This is a genomic window from Paenibacillus maysiensis (assembly GCF_000520815.1).
GTDB lineage: Bacteria > Bacillota > Bacilli > Paenibacillales > Paenibacillaceae > Paenibacillus > Paenibacillus maysiensis.
In genome coordinates, this window is record NZ_ASRY01000328.1 from 1 (window position 1) to 14,090 (window position 14,090).

15 protein-coding genes and 1 pseudogene are annotated in these 14,090 nt (G+C 49.9%); 8 read left to right on the forward strand and 8 right to left on the reverse strand.

What is annotated here, in order from left to right; all coding sequences use genetic code 11:
* Positions 1–114 precede the first annotated feature (114 nt).
* The 4 genes from L696_RS0126285 to L696_RS0126300 form a co-directional block, all read right to left on the reverse strand.
* Positions 115–1,119, reverse strand: coding sequence for a FecCD family ABC transporter permease (locus L696_RS0126285; RefSeq protein WP_025686294.1), 1,005 nt, complete (start codon positions 1,117–1,119; stop codon positions 115–117).
* Positions 1,116–2,096 carry an ABC transporter substrate-binding protein gene (locus L696_RS0126290; protein ID WP_025686295.1) on the reverse strand — a complete coding sequence of 327 codons (981 nt, stop codon included), beginning with the start codon at positions 2,094–2,096 and terminating at the stop codon, positions 1,116–1,118. The genes L696_RS0126285 and L696_RS0126290 overlap by 4 nt, the downstream gene beginning before the upstream one ends.
* A gap of 160 nt (positions 2,097–2,256) precedes the next feature.
* Positions 2,257–2,985 (reverse strand): response regulator, encoded by a 729-nt coding sequence (locus L696_RS0126295; RefSeq protein ID WP_025686296.1) that lies wholly within the window; start codon positions 2,983–2,985, stop codon positions 2,257–2,259.
* Between the two features lie 23 nt (positions 2,986–3,008).
* Positions 3,009–4,574 (reverse strand): ATP-binding protein, encoded by a 1,566-nt coding sequence (locus tag L696_RS0126300; protein ID WP_245233449.1) that lies wholly within the window; start codon positions 4,572–4,574, stop codon positions 3,009–3,011.
* 246 nt (positions 4,575–4,820) lie between these two features.
* Between L696_RS0126300 and L696_RS0126305 the strand changes: the two genes are divergently transcribed.
* The gene (locus tag L696_RS0126305; protein WP_025686297.1) at positions 4,821–5,114 is read left to right on the forward strand and encodes a putative quinol monooxygenase; all 294 of its coding nucleotides are present in this window, start codon (positions 4,821–4,823) and stop codon (positions 5,112–5,114) included.
* A 45-nt stretch (positions 5,115–5,159) separates the two neighbouring features.
* On the forward strand, positions 5,160–5,984 hold the full coding sequence (locus tag L696_RS0126310; RefSeq protein WP_025686298.1) for an aldo/keto reductase: 825 nt from the start codon (positions 5,160–5,162) through the stop codon (positions 5,982–5,984).
* Positions 5,985–6,110: 126 nt separating this feature from the next.
* Here the strand turns inward: L696_RS0126310 and L696_RS0126315 are convergent, their stop codons facing one another.
* Both L696_RS0126315 and L696_RS0126320 read right to left on the reverse strand, forming a co-directional pair.
* Complete coding sequence (locus L696_RS0126315) at positions 6,111–6,767, reverse strand: SdpI family protein (protein WP_025686299.1); 657 nt, start codon at positions 6,765–6,767, stop codon at positions 6,111–6,113.
* Entirely contained in the window at positions 6,764–7,075 is a 312-nt protein-coding gene (locus L696_RS0126320) for an autorepressor SdpR family transcription factor (RefSeq protein ID WP_025686300.1), read from the reverse strand. Before L696_RS0126320 ends, L696_RS0126315 begins: the two co-directional genes overlap by 4 nt.
* Positions 7,076–7,296: 221 nt before the next feature.
* Between L696_RS0126320 and L696_RS0126325 the strand changes: the two genes are divergently transcribed.
* On the forward strand, positions 7,297–7,923 hold the full coding sequence (locus tag L696_RS0126325) for an alpha/beta hydrolase (protein WP_025686301.1): 627 nt from the start codon (positions 7,297–7,299) through the stop codon (positions 7,921–7,923).
* Positions 7,924–8,086: 163 nt separating this feature from the next.
* Here L696_RS0126325 and L696_RS0126330 read toward each other — a convergent pair whose 3' ends face one another.
* Complete coding sequence (locus tag L696_RS0126330; RefSeq protein WP_049827532.1) at positions 8,087–9,295, reverse strand: chromate transporter; 1,209 nt, start codon at positions 9,293–9,295, stop codon at positions 8,087–8,089.
* A 173-nt stretch (positions 9,296–9,468) separates the two neighbouring features.
* On the opposite strand from L696_RS0126330, the gene tlp reads away from it, so the two are divergent.
* A complete protein-coding gene (gene tlp / locus L696_RS0126335) occupies positions 9,469–9,693 on the forward strand; it encodes a small acid-soluble spore protein Tlp (RefSeq protein WP_025686302.1) in 225 nt (74 codons plus the stop codon).
* Between the two features lie 28 nt (positions 9,694–9,721).
* Here the strand turns inward: tlp and L696_RS31070 are convergent, their stop codons facing one another.
* Positions 9,722–9,898, reverse strand: coding sequence for a hypothetical protein (locus L696_RS31070; RefSeq protein WP_162472209.1), 177 nt, complete (start codon positions 9,896–9,898; stop codon positions 9,722–9,724).
* A gap of 197 nt (positions 9,899–10,095) precedes the next feature.
* Here L696_RS31070 and ilvA point away from each other — a divergent pair, with 197 nt between their 5' ends.
* The 4 genes and pseudogenes from ilvA to L696_RS0126355 all read left to right on the forward strand — a co-directional run.
* Positions 10,096–11,385 carry a threonine ammonia-lyase IlvA gene (ilvA, locus tag L696_RS0126340; protein WP_025686303.1) on the forward strand — a complete coding sequence of 430 codons (1,290 nt, stop codon included), beginning with the start codon at positions 10,096–10,098 and terminating at the stop codon, positions 11,383–11,385.
* Between the two features lie 66 nt (positions 11,386–11,451).
* Positions 11,452–12,003 (forward strand): annotated as a pseudogene (locus tag L696_RS0126345) (family 43 glycosylhydrolase); the annotation flags it as partial.
* A gap of 198 nt (positions 12,004–12,201) precedes the next feature.
* A complete protein-coding gene (locus tag L696_RS0126350) occupies positions 12,202–13,287 on the forward strand; it encodes a FecCD family ABC transporter permease (RefSeq protein WP_025686305.1) in 1,086 nt (361 codons plus the stop codon).
* Positions 13,287–14,090, forward strand: an 804-nt coding sequence (locus L696_RS0126355; RefSeq protein WP_025686306.1) for a FecCD family ABC transporter permease, incomplete at its 3' end; no start/stop codon positions are given. The genes L696_RS0126350 and L696_RS0126355, both read left to right, overlap by 1 nt.

Here is a 14,090-nt window from a genome sequence, read left to right on the forward strand (position 1 = left end):
CATCATGGTTCGTCAGGGCGCCGATCAGCTCGGCAGGTGTAATGTAGGTGCTGCCTACGCCGATGGCGACAAAAGAAATACCCAGCGTCAGCGCGAGTAAAATCCACAGCTTTTTCATCGTGAAGCCCTCCCGTTCTTATGCGCCAGATACAAAAAGAAGGGCGCACCCACCAGCGCGGTTACAATTCCAACGGGCGATTCGTAAGGAAACGCGATAAATCGTCCCAACACATCGGCATATGTCAGCAGCAGAGCCCCGCAGATGGCAGACAGGGGAATGACTCGCTTGTAATTATCGCCCGTGAAATTCTTGATGATGTTAGGCACCATCAGGCCGACAAAGCCGATGGAGCCCGCTACCGCAACAGCAGAGCCTGCCAGCATAATCACCGAGGCCGAGGCAAGTAGCCGAACGAGGCGTACATTTTGCCCCAATCCCTGTGCGACCTCCGTACCGAGGCTCAGCACAGACAGCGAGGGGGCCAGCGCCAATGCAAGGATCATGCCGATGGTGAACCATGGCAGCACCAGACGCGTATCGGCCCAAGTAGACCCGTCGATGGCTCCTGCGAGCCAGTACAGCACGTCGGATATTTGCTCGTTGAACACGAGCAGCCCTTGGGTGACGGAGGCCAGCAGCAGATGCACCGCCATTCCTGCCAAGGCTAGCTTAACCGGTGTCATACCTGCCGTTCCCGCCAGCGTATATACGAAGGAACCGCCAGCGATGGCCCCGGCAAAAGCAAAGTAAATGCTGCCAGACGACCCGATATTCGGCAGCAGCACGACCGACAGCACGACGGCCAGCGAAGCACCCGAGCTGACCCCGAACACCTGCGGCGAAGCCAGCGGGTTGCGTGTAATGGCCTGCATCAGCGCTCCGGCTACGGCGAGCCCGGCCCCGACGATCAGGCCAATGACGGCACGCGGCAGGCGAACCGTCAGGATAATGAGCTGATCCTTGGACGGATGCTCGGTGAACAGCGCAGTCAGCATGGTGGGGATATCCATCCTGACCGGGCCAATCGCTACGCTCAGCAACAGTCCGGCCAGCAGCGCGGCGATAAGTGCAAAGAAGACCGGCTTATTCAGCCGGTCGCGTGAGGCTTGTCCGATCAACGGGAGCCATCTCCTTTACTTTGCGCGGGATACAGAAGCGAAATAGCTTGCTCCAGTATTTTCTCGGCTGAGCCGAGTCCACGATACCGGGTCCACAGTGCCCGATTCACTTCGTAAACTTCCCCTTTTTTGACGGCCGTAATGTTTTGCCACAGCGGATTTGGCTTCCATTCCACAATCAGCTTCTCATCGGCTTCAGCCATAAAGATTACATCCGGATCGGCTTGTGCTATCTGCTCCAGCGTCAGCTTGACGGTAGGTTCGCTTGTATTTTGAAGGGCATTATGGATGCCCGCTTGCTCCAGTAGTTGTCCATCAAAGGAAGATGCAGCATGACCAGTCAATGAATCGGAGCGAAATACCCCGACCAGTACACTGCGTGGCTCGCCAGCTTTTACTCCTTGTTCCAGCTTTTCCATTTTAGCTTTATGAGCAGCTAGAATCTGTTCACCTTTTTCCTTCTCGTCCAATGCATCGGCAATGACACCGAAGGATGCCAGGTTTTGTTCATAGGAGGAATTCCTGCTTTTCAGAACAATCGTCGGAGCAATCTCGCTCAGTTCTTTGTATATGCTTTTATGACGGTTCAGATCGGCAATAATCAAATCCGGCTTCAAGGAGCTGATCGTTTCCAGGTTCGGCTGCTTGCGTGTACCTACAGGCGTGAAGTCGATTTTTTTGCCGAGCAGTCCATCAATATCATCGTCATTTTCCTGAGCTATCCCTACAGGTGTTACGCCCAGTTGGGTTGCCGCATCGACAAAAGAGAATTCCAGCGTTACGATTCTTTTCGGTTTCCCCGTAATTTGGGTTTCTCCCATCTCATGTTTAATGATTCGGGTGTCGCCAGTAGATTGAGGTGCTGCGGCGCTGTTATCTTTTGCCTGGCTTCCACATCCCGCCATAATGACGGTCAGCAGCGTAAGGATCGCTGCAAGCAGCATGCCTGTGCGTAGTGGTTGTTTTGATGTTGCCATGGTTGTCCCCCGTTTCCGTTACAAAGTATGCTTACCAGAGAAACTGATAATCATTATCAATTAGTCAACTGTTGATCATTCTAGCAATCGGGAGGAGGGACGTAAACAATGTGATCATTTAAACCATTTTGGCTTATAAAGTGAATTAAGTTCATTAAATTTATGGAGTAGAGGGGATTCGCCGATAGATACGCTCCGGTCTGCCGACTATCCCATACATCTGATCGTGGCGGGCGTCGCCGCTTTCTACTAAATACTCCAGATATCTTCTAGCTGTGGAACGGCTCATGCCCAACTCAATCCCGACCGTTCCGGTAGTCAACTCGCCACGTCTATTTAGCAGATCAAGCACCTTGTCGCAGGTCACTTTATCAATGCCTTTGGCCCATAAAACTCCGGCTCCGCTGCCTGCCATCCTAGCATTGCCTGCGCTTTGAAGCAGACTGTCAATTTCGGATTGCTCCACCGTAGATCGTTCCTCTTGCCATGTTGTGACTTGTCGCCGAAAACGGGCATATTCCTCCAGCGTCGCACGCAATCTCTCGAATACAAGGGGCTTCACGATAAAATCAAACACACCTGCGCGAACGGCCTGTACCACCGTTTTTGCTTCCTTGGCGGCGGTCAGCATGATGACATCCGTGCCCGGGTAGTGCTGCTTGATGAACGATAGCAGAGTCAGACCGTCCGTATCGGGAAAATAAACATCCAGCACCACCAAAGGAGGACGCAGTACGTCCAGTTGAAGCTTTGCCTCAAACTCGTTCGTCGCTATTGCACATACGGTGAATCCGTCCACCTTTTCAATAAATCGGCGGTTAATCTCCGCAATTCGCGGATCATCTTCAATAATAAGAACCTCAATATCCGATAAAGCCCGCTCATTCATGGGCGTAACCTCCTTTTGTATCATCACGCGCTGCTAGGACCATTTAAAGGAATACGTATCTTAAAAACGGTGCCTCCACCAACTCGTTCATGCACCTCTATAGAGCTGCCCATCTGATCCACGTACTCTTGTACAAGAGCAAGGCCGTACCCGTGTCCTGCTTCTGTTTTGGTTGATGCGCCTTTAACAAACAGCTTTTCTTGGATAGCCTCTGGAATGCCTGGTCCGTTGTCCGCAACCTCGACTGTGATTCCTTCAGCCGTTTCTTCGAGCCGGAACCAAACCTGTCCATCCGGTCTGGAGCTGAAGCGTATTGCAGCAGCCTCCATGGCGTTATCCAGCAAATTTCCAGACATGGCAGCGAGAAGTCGCCACTCCGGAGCAGGAGGCAGGCTTGAAAATGCACCGCTAATATGGGAATGCAGCACAATACCCTTTTCCAGTGCCTGTTTTTTCTTGCCGATCAGCAGGCTGGCGATGACTGAATCGGGCAGGTGAGCAGAAGTATCGGGCCTGTGTAGACGATATCCCTCTGATTCCCGGGTGATAAAGTCCACCGCTTCGTCATAGCACTCCAGTTGAATCAGACCGGATATGAGATATAGCCTGTTGGCGTATTCATGTGTTTGGGATCGCAGCACTTCCGCGTAATCTTTGACCTCTGTCAATTGCCGGGTCATGCGGAGCAGTTCGGTTTTGTCCCGCAGACTGGCAACCGTCCCAATCCTCTGACCGGATCTATCATGAATCGGTACACGGCTGACCACTACAACCCGTTGCTGCGCCTCAATTTCCTCATTGAATGTGCCTTGTTCCTGCCCCGGCTCTACCATCGCATTTTCCAATAAGGGATCTCCAACAAGTATATCTGCCAGTTCACCTGCGGCACCCGGCAAGTGACGAAGCTCGCATCCGTATATAGAGGTTTCCGGGGAAAGTCCGAGCAGACGAACGGCTTGTGGATTGGCAAGCGTAACTTGCCCACTGCTATTAACCGCAATAATGCCTTCGCCTATAGATTCCAGAATGGCTTGCTTTTCCTGATACAAACGTCCAATCTCTACTGGCTCTAAGCCATGTAGCTCCCGGCGTACCCGTTGCGATATAAGCAAGCTTCCTATAATGCCGATCACAAGCGCGCCCACCATGAACCACAGCCATGCATACGTGTATGTACGAATATTTTGCTCCACATCTGTCATCAGAAAACCTACGGAAACAAGTCCGATGACCTTATCCTTTTCATCATAAATCGGGGCTTTGGCCCGCAGTGACGGTCCGAGAGAGCCCGTGGATTCCGTGACAAAGGATTGCCCTTGCAGCACCTTGTTATTCAGCGGGTCGGTCATAGGCTGTCCGATACGCTCCGGGTTCACATGCCACTGCCGTATGAGATGACGATCGGCAATGGTGATAAAATCAGCGCCACTACTGGTTTGGACAGGCTTCACCGCCTCGTTGATCTGCGAACGTAGCTCCGTTGTCCCTGTCTGCTCCAGAGCGTCCCTAACCTGTGCATCTACCGCTAGGGTATTGGCTACGGTCATCGCTCTTTTCCCGATTTCTTCATACAGAGCAGAGGTGATCATATATCGAAAGGATAATCCCAACAGCCCGGTGACAACCAGGACTAAAAGGGATATGAAAAGGATTAGTTTTGTCTGAAAACGCACGTGCATTCACCGCCGTCAAGCAAGATATAGGAGGGGCCGATTCGCCTGATTTTCTCTCCAACACGATCCATTTTACTGTATTACAGGAACGCTCGCACTTTTAATCTGCCGAATGAATGGTCTATAATAGAAATAGTTACATAATGTGAGGAGGACAATATCATGTTTATTATTCATGCTGATATGAAAGTTTTACCTGAAAAAAGAGAGACTTTTCTGCAACAAACCCAAGGGTTGATCAGCGCATCACAAGCTGAAGAAGGCAATGTACGCTACACGCTGATGCAGGATCTGAATGATCCGAACGCTTTTACCATGGTTGAAGAGTGGAAGGATGCTGCTGCTGTAGATTTCCATAACAAGTCTGCCCATTTCCAAGCATTTGTTGCCGCGGCTAAAGAATTGTTGGCCGCTCCGCTTCAAGTGAATGCTTTTCAGGATGCGACTAAACTGTAATCATCCCGTTGGATAATTCATAATCAGGAACAGGAGGAGATAGACATGGGGAACATTGCGGATACAACTGTACTGAATAACGGAGTTCAGATGCCTTGGCTGGGTTTTGGTACATACAAGGCGGAAGGCAATGAGGTCTACGAAGCGGTCAAAACAGCTATTGAGGTCGGCTACCGTCATATTGATACAGCGGCGATCTACGGCAATGAGGAATTGGTTGGACAAGCCATCCGTGACAGCGGGGCGGATAGAGAAAAACTGTTCATTACCACCAAGCTGTGGAATGAAGATCAGGGCTTCGACTCAACACTGCGTGCCTTCGATGAAAGCCGTAAGCGACTGGGTCTGGACATCATTGATCTGTATCTCATTCATTGGCCTGGTAAGGACAAGTACAAGGAAACCTGGAAGGCATTTGAACGCCTGTATGAAGAAGGAAGCGTACGCGCCATCGGAGTAAGCAACTTCCAAGTTCACCATCTCGAAAACCTCCTGAAAGACAGCAACATCGTACCTGCAATCAACCAAGTGGAGCTTCATCCGCGTCTGACACAGCAAGAGCTGCACCAATACTGTCGGGAGCACCAGATTCAGCTTGAATCCTGGAGTCCACTGATGAAGGGTAAATTGACCGAGCAAGCGGATATCGTTGAGATTGCTGCAAAATACGGCAAAACCTCGTCGCAGGTTATTTTGCGCTGGCATCTGGATCGGGGCATCGTGACGATTCCCAAATCTGTAACCGCACATCGTATTCGCGAAAATGCCAATTTGTTTGATTTTGAACTCACGGCAGAGGATATTAACCGAATCAACGCACTTCATCTTGATGAGCGTGTGGGCACTCATCCCGATAAGCTGTTGTTCTAAATATTCAAATGCACAAAGAACCTCCAAATCTGCGTTAATCGTAGCTAGGAGGTTCTTTTTTATTTATGCATTGGGATCGACTCATGCGCTTTTGTCCGTTTGGACAGAGTTACTACGTCCTGTATCCTACTGTTGATTTAATTTGCGATGCAGGAGGAAGGAGTAGAGGATGGGGGTGACGACGGATATACCCAGCCCGGTGAGAAAAATGACCGTCCCCGCCACTCCACCGACCCATGCCGCTACCAAACCCGAAGCACCGCCGAGCATCATCATAGGTCCGCCGAAACGGTGCGTTTTACGCCATACCTCCGGGTTGGACAGAGTCCACGGCGTACGGATACCGAAGGTATAGTTCGGCTGTACCTGTGTCATATAATTGCCCAGCACCAGCAGCATCAGGCCTATTCCCCCGCAAATTATAGTATTCATTTGCAGTCGTATGTTCAGGTTATACAGCAGCATTCCCCAACCGGCTATAGCGAGAATGAGGGAAGTACCTACACGCGTAACCTCATAGGCTTTAGCAAATTTCTCGAAATTTGCCCTGTTGGGGTCCATGTAGCGGGCTAACCGAACGACCAACGGCACCAGCCCCAATAGCACCAGCATGAGAATAGAACTGTTTTTACTCATATACCTGTCTGCTGTATTGTCAAAGCTAAAATGAGAGGCCAGAACATTGGGAAGTCGGTCGTACAGCAGCAAAGCCCCTATAGCAGGTGATAAAGCAATCAAAGTCGTTAAAACATCCGTAAAGTTCCAATGTATCCGAAATTTCATTCAGATCCCTCCGTATCCTTAATATCATTCGAATGTTTCTTTGCAGGCATATCAGAGTGGGCGATGCTGAACATCCAACCGATGACATCTGCCACAACCGTGGTGTGCAGGGTGTAGATAATGTTTTGCCCCTGTCGTTCATCCAGCACCAGTCCAGCCTGCTTCAGTAAATTCAGATGGTGGGAGATGCTAGGTTTACTAATTTGAAAATGTTCAGCCACTTCGCCTGCGCTCATGCTCTTGTCTTTTAAAAGCTGCAATATTTTACGCCGGGTCGGATCAGCCAAAGCTTTGAACGCATCATTCAAAATTCATTTCCTCCTTTAGATATTTAGATAATATTCTAAATATCTAATACAATAGTAAAATAGAGCTATGATACTTGTCAACGGAACAATACATCATTTTAGAAAAAGGTTTAGAGCAGGTTTGCTGATTTCGATTGTAAAAGGTCGGGAAGTTGGCTATAATCAAATTAACACAAAAATAAGAATCTTAATTTCGAACAAAAATGAAGGAGGGAATATATATGAAACACGTATTTCGTAAAGGAAATCATCCACAAGCCCCGGTTATTTTGCTGTTGCACGGTACAGGCGGGAACGAACAAGACCTGATCCCTTTGGCTGATTTGGTAGCACCGGGAGCGTCTGTGTTAGGCGGAAGGGGGAATGTGTTGGAAAATGGGATGCCGCGTTTCTTCCGCCGTTTGGCAGAAGGCGTGTTCGATATTGAGGATCTTGTATTCCGTACCAAGGAGCTGAGCGAATTCGTGGATACGGCTGCGGAGCAATACGATTTTGACCGCAACAACGTTGTGGCTCTTGGCTATTCGAATGGGGCGAACATAGCGGCCAGCATGCTCTTTCACGATGCCAAGGCGCTGCGCGGAGCTATTTTGCACCATGCGATGGTGCCGCTGCGTGGATTGAATTTGCCAAATTTGAACGGTGTTCCTGTATTTCTGTCTTCCGGTGAAAATGACCCGATCGTTCCGATCACGGAATCCCGTGAGCTGCAAGCTTTACTGGAAGGTGCTGGTGCGCAGGTGAATGCGTATTGGGAACGCAATGGTCATCAATTGACCCGTACAGAAGCCGAAGCCGCAGGACGTTGGTTTGGGGAGCATTTTAACCCGAGTGGAGAGCAGGTATAAGCACTAAATATAAAATGTGAGGAATAGGGCGAGTGAACCTGGCTAAGGTTTCTCTACAGAGAGCCGATTGCTTTCAAGCAGTCGGCTTTTTCACTCGCTCATAGAAGATCGGATATATTGACCCGGATACTTTTGCCCGCCATGCCTCCTATTGGGCTTACACTTACCCCAGTAACATTCCTCCAGCTGCGCCCGTAAGAACAACCACCCAAGGCGGAAGCTTCCAAAAGACCAGCATCATAAACAAAATGATCGCCAGGGCAAAATCCATCGGTTTCAAGATGGCGGTAGTCCAAAGTGGATCATACAGCGCAGCCATCAAAATACCAACCACGGCTGCATTAATCCCCACCAAAGCTCCTTGGATTTTCGGGTTGTTTCTTAATCCATTCCAAAATGGGAGTGCACCGACAACAAGAAGAAATGCCGGTAAGAAAATGGCGAGAGTGGCAACCACTGCTCCTGGTACTCCCCCGGCGATCGCTCCAAGGTAACCTGCAAATGTGAACAACGGCCCTGGCACTGCTTGCGTAGCTCCGTAACCTGCCAAGAAATCCTCTTGGCTAACCCATCCTGTTGGAACAACTTCTCGTTCCAGAAGCGGCAGTACGACGTGCCCCCCGCCAAATACCAGAGAGCCTGAACGATAAAAGCTATCAAACAGCGTTAACCATCCCACTTCCTCCGAGGATGTCACAAGCGGAAGTGCCACAAGCAGTGCACAAAATAGAACCAAGGAACAGACCGCAAAAGTACGACTAACCGCAATTTGAAGATTAGACGTAATCTCTGCCCTTTTCTTTCGATAGAGCCATAAGCCAACTACACCGGCAGCAACAATGATGAGAATTTGGCTGTAAGCTGTATGCCAGGACAATGTAATCACGGCGGCAATCACGGCGATTGTTGCTCTATCCCGATCAGGCGTTAACTTGTGGCCCATCCCCAGAATAGCATGGGCCACAATCGCTACAGCTACGATCTTCAGTCCATGAATCCACCCCGCACTCGCTATATCGTATCCTTGAAGCAGGAAAGCAAACGCAACCAACAGAAGGAGCGACGGCAGTGTGAAACCAATCCAGGCTAACAATCCGCCAAGTAATCCTGCTCTTACAACTCCAATTCCAATGCCAACCTGACTGCTGGCCGGACCGGGGAGGAACTGGCAGAGCGCTACAAGATCGGCGTAACTTTGTTCATCCATCCACTTTCGACGGCGTATGTACTCATTATGAAAGTACCCTAGATGTGCAACCGGCCCTCCAAAGGAGGTTAGACCTAACTTTGTAGACACCCCCAGCACTTCAAAAAGAGTCGCTAATCGTCCCTTTGGAATATCTTCTAGCGGGTCTAGCTTACTCGTTTCCATATAACAGGTTGCTCCTTTTTCTTTTTTTACCAACTTCAATATAACTGAATAATGTAATCTAAATTACTCTATTTTATTAATTGCTACAAGAATGCATAAAATCATTCGATAGCGCTCAAGCTACGGTTTAGCGCTCAAGTGAGCGATTCCATTATTAGGAGGCGACAAACGAAATGGCAAAACCAGATAATCGGGCCGATAATGTTGAACATTTGCAACAAAGTATTCAGAATACACAGCAGAACCTGCATGAAGCTGAAGGATATCTCAACGAATTTTCCTCTGAAATCAGTAACGAGGAGCGTAAGCAGATCGAAGAAAAGAATGAGCGTCGTAAGCAAAGTATTAAAGCGTTTCGGGAGGAAGTTAAGGACGAGGCAGCCCATTCCCAAGAATAAGTAAAAGAGCGCGGCACAACCCCGAATTTCAATTGGAGTTGTGCCGCTTTTTTTCTGCAAATGGCTGACCAATGGAACCAACTGCATCCTGATGAACCGATTGTTTTGAAAGCAGATACATTCCCTTGTGATAACCACCACAGCAAGCTGTTTTGGACTGGCCGATGATCTCCCATTTGCCGATTCTCGTCGTGTTCCTGTTCATCCAGCGTTACTTTATTGAGGGAATGACCGCAGGCGGGGTAAAAAGATAATGTTCCATGCTATTAAGAGAACGATTGAATATAATTGATTTTCATTCTCATTTTCATGCTCTATGACCTGCACAAGCTGTAGGTAAACGTGGTATGATATTTGAAAGATTTCAAATACAGACATATTCAGGCGGAGCGTGGAGAACCTATGGAACCAACAGAAACCCAGAAAACTGATCCGGCCCCGATGGCGTCAATCGTCGGCATGGAGGATATTGTACGGGCGCATCATATGCTGCGTGAGGTGATTGTACGTACACCTTTGCAGCGGGATGCCGTCCTGTCGGCTAAATATAACTGTAGCGTGTATCTGAAAAGAGAGGATCTTCAGGTCGTGCGTTCCTTTAAAATTCGTGGAGCCTACAACATGATTCGCAGCCTGACTCCTGAGCAAATGGAAAAGGGCATCGTGTGTGCGAGTGCGGGTAATCATGCGCAGGGTGTGGCTTTTTCATGTAATGCGCTGGGCATTCACGGCAAAATATTCATGCCGAGCACAACGCCTAATCAGAAGGTGAAGCAGGTTCGTCGCTTTGGTGGCAACAGTGTGGAGGTCATTTTGACCGGGGATACGTTCGACGATGCATACGATGAGGCGATAAAGGTGTGCAGCGAGCAGGAGATGACCTTTATCCATCCATTTGATCATCCGAAAATTATAGCAGGCAACGGTACGATTGCGATGGAAGTGATGGAAAGTTTGGATACGCCAGCGGATTATGTGTTCGTGACCATTGGCGGTGGCGGTTTGGCGGCAGGCGTAGGCACGTATTTCAAAACGGTCAGCCCGTCCACCAAGGTAATTGGCGTAGAACCGCTTGGCGCGGCGTCGATGACGGAAGCGATGCGTTTGAACAAGGTGGTTACGCTGGAGCAAATAGACAAGTTCGTTGACGGAGCCGCTGTTAAGCGGGTTGGTCAGTTAACGTATGATATTTGTACACGTACCTTGGACGATATTGTGAAGGTGCCGGAAGGCAAGGCGTGTACCGCGATTCTGGAGCTGTATAATGAAAATGCGATTGTTGTGGAGCCTGCGGGTTCGTTGCCTGTAGCAGCATTGGATATGTATCGTGAACAGATTCAGGGCAAAACGGTTGTCTGCATCGTCAGCGGTGGCAACAACGATATTGACCGTATGCAGGAGATTAAGGAACGGTCTCTGATTTACGAAGGACTGAAGCATTATTTTATGGTGAATTTTCCGCAAAGAGCAGGGGCGCTTCGTGAGTTTCTTCAGGATGTGCTTGGACCGGACGACGATATTACAAGGTTTGAGTATACGAAAAAGAACGACAAGGAGAACGGCCCTGCGCTGGTCGGCATTGAATTGTTTCACAAGGAAGACTATCTTCCCTTAGTTGAACGAATGAGCCGCAAGGGGATTAAATACACAGAACTGAACAAAAACGAAAATCTGTTTAATATGCTAATTTAAGAAGGGGCCTGCGGGCTCCTTTTTGTATGACAACATTATGCGTAGTTTCGGAATTTCTTATGATTTGGAGCAGGGAGCTGGAGAGATGACGGACTAGTGCTGCGTACGACGCAATCTGACGATTACAATGCCATTGACCCGAATCTGGTCATTGACGCTTCCGGTAACCCGTGGCTTTCCTTCGGTTCCTGGAACACAGGCCTGAAAATTACCCGTTTGGACAAAAATACGATGAAGCCTACGGGGCAGATTTATTCCATCGCGAAGCGTACCGCTGGCGGTCTGGAAGCTCCACATGTTACATACCGAGACGGTTATTATTATCTGTTTGCTTCCATTGATAACTGCTGCCAGGGCGTAAACAGTAATTACAAAATTATTTACGGTCGCTCCACCAGTATTACTGGACCGTATGTGGACAAGAGTGGTAAAAAACTGATGGATGCCGGCGGAACCATATTGGATGCGGGGAATGATCGTTGGAAGGGACCGGGCGGTCAGTCCATTTATAACAATAGTGTGATTGCGCGTCATGCCTATGATGCCACTGATAACGGAAATCCAAAGCTGCTGATTAGTGATCTGAAATGGGACTCCGCAGGTTGGCCTACGTACTAAAAAATGTGGGCTACATGGAGTCCCGTATAGCGATCTCACATAGGTATATCCAGAAACTGTTCCTCTATAGGAGGAGCAGTTTCTGGCTTGCAAAGTCATAGAAACATGCTATTATAAATCAAGCTGATAATAATTATCATTATCGTCATCGTCATGAGCGTTATGGTGGTTTCAGGTATGGAGGGAGTGACCTCACGAATGCAGTTTAAAGGCAGAGCAGATAAACAAGCGACTCGGACAGAAGGCACAGCTCCTGAAGTAGCCTTGGTAGCCCGTCCTTTACTCCGGGCGGGCCGAATTCGGCAGGCGCTGCTATTCATAGGTGCTGCTGTGTTGCTGGCCTTGGCCATGTTTGCCGCGATTTCTCTTGGAGCCAAGGACTTGACCTTAGGCACGGTATGGGCGGCGGTATTCCACTATGATCGTTCATTGATGACACATCAGATCATTCATGAGCTGAGATTACCGCGTGTGCTGGGGGCGGCTGTCATCGGAGCTGCGCTGGCGGTAGCAGGCTCTCTGATTCAGGGTATTACGCGCAACCCGCTGGGAGATACAGGTGTGTTAGGCATTAACGCAGGAGCGATGTTTGTGGTCGCTGTGAGTTTTGCCTTTTTCCCCAATCTTCCTTATGGGACGTTAATCGTATTGTCGTTTCTCGGGGCGCTGATGAGCACCTTGCTGGTATTTGGTCTGGGAGCTTCCGCGCCCGGGGGATTGACGCCGATGAGACTGACCGTATCCGGAGCAGTGACGGCTGCTCTGCTAGGCTCTATGACTTCGGGAATTGCGATTTATTTTGATCTGAGTCAGGATTTGGCCTTTTGGTATGCGGGCGGTGTCGCAGGGATCAAATGGTCGCAGCTTGAGATTCTTGCGCCGATTTTGCTGATTGTGATCGTCTGGTCTATGGGGCTGGCACGCTCTATTTCACTGATTTCGATGGGCGATGAGGTGGCGCTGAACCTTGGGTTAAATCTCAAGCGTATCCGGCTGCTGGGACTGTTGACCGTGGTGGTACTGGCCGGATTGTCCGTGTCCGCAGCCGGGGCCATCGGTTTTGTAGGGCTGGTTATTCCGCATATCGCCCGCAAGCTGATTGGTGTGGATTACCGCCAGATTGTACCGCTGTCTGCGTTATTGGGAGCTGTGCTGCTGGTGTTGGCTGATTTGGGGGCGAGAATGGCGAATCCGCCCGAGGAGCTCGCTATTGGAATTATGGTGTCCTTTATCGGAGTGCCTTTTTTCCTCTTTCTCGCCCGTAAGGAAAGGAGGGATTTGTAATGAGTCGCTCTTTAGGAACCGGGGATGCAAGAAGGACAAAGGCTTTGATCGTCTGCTTGGCTTTGGCGGCGATCAGCTTTGCCGTCATTCTATTGAGTTTGAATACTGGAACGATTCGTATTCCACCGCTGCGTGTGCTGGATACACTGTTTGGTGGTGGCAACGGGCGTGATCATATCGTCCTGTTCGAATACCGTCTGCCGCGTATCGTTGTAACGGTATTAGCCGGGGCCGGATTGGGAGCAGCCGGGGCTGTTATGCAGGGCTTGTCGCGGAACGCACTCGCTGACCCGGGGGTGCTGGGGCTTCACGCGGGGGCTGCGTTAGGACTGGTGATGTTCGTCAGTTTCTTTCGCGATCTTGAAGGATCGGCAGCCGTGCTGATCCCCCTGTTTACTTTCGCAGGAGGTGTCGTGGCGGCGGTGCTGATTGTGCTGTTGTCCTATAACCGGAACAAAGGAATCGTGCCTGTGCGTCTGATCCTGTCCGGCATCGGTGTAGCCTCGGGCCTCAGCGCGATAACGCTGTATTGGTCCTTGCGACTCGATGAGGATACTTACGCGTTCACCGCACGTTGGTTGGCTGGCAGCGTATGGGGCCGGGACTGGATACATGCGGCGGCTTTGCTGCCGTGGATTGTTATTGTGCTACCCTACGTTCTGTCACAGACGCGCAGCCTGAACAATCTGTCGCTGGGCGACGAGACGGCCGCTGGAATCGGCACGAGTGTGAAACGTCAGCGTCTGTTGCTGCTGGGTGCAGCCGTGGCTCTATCCAGCGCCAGTGTGTCTATGGCTGGGGGG

Bases quoted from the DNA above. Each gene is read 5' to 3' on its own strand.
- L696_RS0126290 (WP_025686295.1), bottom strand. From the start codon at position 2,096: ATGGCAACATCAAAACAACCACTACGCACAGGCATGCTGCTTGCAGCG.
- L696_RS0126295 (WP_025686296.1), bottom strand. From the start codon at position 2,985: ATGAATGAGCGGGCTTTATCGGATATTGAGGTTCTTATTATTGAAGAT.
- L696_RS0126300 (WP_245233449.1), bottom strand. From the start codon at position 4,574: ATGATCACCTCTGCTCTGTATGAAGAAATCGGGAAAAGAGCGATGACC.
- L696_RS0126305 (WP_025686297.1), top strand. From the start codon at position 4,821: ATGTTTATTATTCATGCTGATATGAAAGTTTTACCTGAAAAAAGAGAG.
- L696_RS0126310 (WP_025686298.1), top strand. From the start codon at position 5,160: ATGGGGAACATTGCGGATACAACTGTACTGAATAACGGAGTTCAGATG.
- L696_RS0126315 (WP_025686299.1), bottom strand. From the start codon at position 6,767: ATGAAATTTCGGATACATTGGAACTTTACGGATGTTTTAACGACTTTG.
- L696_RS0126325 (WP_025686301.1), top strand. From the start codon at position 7,297: ATGAAACACGTATTTCGTAAAGGAAATCATCCACAAGCCCCGGTTATT.
- L696_RS0126330 (WP_049827532.1), bottom strand. From the start codon at position 9,295: ATGGAAACGAGTAAGCTAGACCCGCTAGAAGATATTCCAAAGGGACGA.
- tlp (WP_025686302.1), top strand. From the start codon at position 9,469: ATGGCAAAACCAGATAATCGGGCCGATAATGTTGAACATTTGCAACAA.
- L696_RS31070 (WP_162472209.1), bottom strand. From the start codon at position 9,898: ATGAACAGGAACACGACGAGAATCGGCAAATGGGAGATCATCGGCCAG.
- ilvA (WP_025686303.1), top strand. From the start codon at position 10,096: ATGGAACCAACAGAAACCCAGAAAACTGATCCGGCCCCGATGGCGTCA.
- L696_RS0126350 (WP_025686305.1), top strand. From the start codon at position 12,202: ATGCAGTTTAAAGGCAGAGCAGATAAACAAGCGACTCGGACAGAAGGC.